We start from the raw sequence: 2153 nt of genomic DNA, 5'->3' as shown, positions 1-2153 counted from the left end.
CCAGCCCGTTCGTGGCGGGCGAGCGGATGTACCGCACCGGTGACCTGGTCCGTCGTGCCCGTGACGGCGAGCTGGAGTACCTGGGCCGCACCGACCACCAGGTCAAGGTCCGGGGCTTCCGGGTCGAACTCGGTGAGATCGAGGCCGTGTTGGCCGCGCACCCGGCCGTCCGCCAGGCCGCCGTCCTGCCCGACGGCAGCGGCCGGCGCCTGGTCGCCTACGTGGTCGCCGACGGCCCCCTCGACCCGGTCGCCCTGCGCTCCTTCGCCGCCGAGTCGCTGCCCGCCTACATGGTCCCGGCCGCCGTCATGGCGCTCGACGCCTTGCCGCTGACCGCCAACGGCAAGCTGGACCGGGCCTCGCTCCCGGCCCCCGACTTCGCCGCGCTGGCCGGCGGCCGGGCCGCCCGGACCCCGCAGGAGGAGATCCTCTGCGGTCTGTTCCGCGAGGTGCTCGGCCTCGACGCCGTCGGCGCCGACGACGACTTCTTCGAGCTCGGCGGGCACTCCCTGCTCGCCATCCGGCTGCTCAGCCGGGTCCGCTCGACCCTGGGTGCGGAACTGGGCATCCGGGACGTCTTCGAGGCCCCGACGCCCGCGGGCCTCGCCGCCCACCTCGGTTCCGGCTCCGAGCGACTCGCGCTCATCGCGTACACCGAGCGGCCGGAGCGGGTGCCGCTGTCCTTCGCCCAGCAGCGGCTTTGGCTGATCGACCGGATCGAGGGCCCGAGTGCCCTCTACAACTCGCCGCTGGCGCTGCGGCTGACCGGCGAGCTGGACACCGACGCCCTGGGCTCCGCCCTCGGCGACCTGGTCGACCGGCACGAGGTCCTGCGCACCCTGATCGTGGAGACCGACGGCGAACCGCACCAGCTGATCCGGCCGGCCGGGGTGGCGTCGGTACCCTTCGAGGTCCGGGACTGCCCGGCCGACGAGGTCGGCGATTCCGTCGACGAGGCCGCCCGCCGGCCCTTCGACCTGGCGTCCGAACTCCCGCTGCGCGCGCTGCTGTTGCGGGTGTCGGCCGAGGAGCACGTGCTGGTCCTGGTGCTGCACCACATCGCGAGCGACGGCTGGTCGACCCGCAAGCTGGTGCGCGATCTCGCCGCCGCCTACGCGGCCCGGGCGGCCGGAACCGCGCCGCGACAGACGCCGCTGCCCGTCCAGTACGCCGACTACGCGCTCTGGCAGCGCGAACTGCTCGGCGACGAGGCCGACGAGGAGAGCCTCTTCTCCCGTCAACTCGCCTACTGGCGCGAGACCCTGGCCGAAATGCCGGAGGAGCTGGCGCTTCCGGCGGACCGCCCCCGGGGCGCCGCCGCCAGCCACCGGGGTGACCGGGTGGCGCAGCTGCTGGACGTCGAACTCCACCGTGCGCTGCGGATTCTGGCGCGCGAACAGCGGGTGACGATGTTCATGGCCCTCCAGGCCGCCTTCGCCGCCCTGCTCACCCGGCTCGGCGCGGGCACCGACGTGCCGATCGGCTCCGTGGTGGCCGGGCGCTCGGACGAGGCCCTGGACGAGCTGGTCGGCTTCTTCGTCAACACCCTGGTGCTGCGCGCCGACACCTCGGGCAACCCGAGCTTCACCGAGCTGCTGGCCCGGGTCCGGGAGACCGACCTCGGCGCCTACGCCCACCAGGACGTGCCGTTCGAGCGCCTGGTCGAGGAGCTCAACCCGGCCCGCTCGCTGGCCCGGCACCCGCTGTTCCAGGTCGCGATGGTGCTCCAGAACAACGAGCAGGCCGACGCGTCCTCGGCCGGCCTGTGGAACGGGGTGCTGCCGGCCGACACCGGGGTCGCCAAGTTCGACCTCAACGTCACCGCCCAGGAGTCCTTCGGCCCGGACGGCGAGCCCGCCGGGATCGACTTCGCGCTCGACTACGCGACGGACCTGTTCGACCAGGAGACGGCCGAGGCGATCGTCCGCCACTTCGTCCACCTGCTGGCGGCGGCCGTCGAACAGCCGGACACCCGGATCGGGTCCCTGCCGCTGGTGAGCCCGGAGGAGCGGGCTGAACTCGTGGGCGGCGCCACGCCGTTGGCTTCGGAGGTGCCGCTGGTTCCGGCGGTGTTCGAGGAGCAGGCGGTGGCGACGCCGGGTGCGGTGGCGCTGGTGTGCGGCGAGGAGGTGTTGACGTACGGGGAGCTGAAC

At 73.7% G+C, this 2153-nt stretch carries 1 protein-coding gene; it reads left to right on the top strand.

Annotation, left to right across the window (positions count from 1 at the left end; translation table 11 throughout):
- The coding region (locus tag ACFRAR_RS38635) for a condensation domain-containing protein (RefSeq protein WP_380705126.1) at positions 1-2153 on the top strand (2153 nt) is incomplete at both ends.

Origin of the sequence: Kitasatospora sp. NPDC056651 (genome assembly GCF_042792155.1) — a bacterium.
GTDB lineage: Bacteria > Actinomycetota > Actinomycetes > Streptomycetales > Streptomycetaceae > Kitasatospora.
Note: the sequence above shows the minus strand (reverse complement) of the source record. Positions and strands in the feature narration are given on the sequence as shown.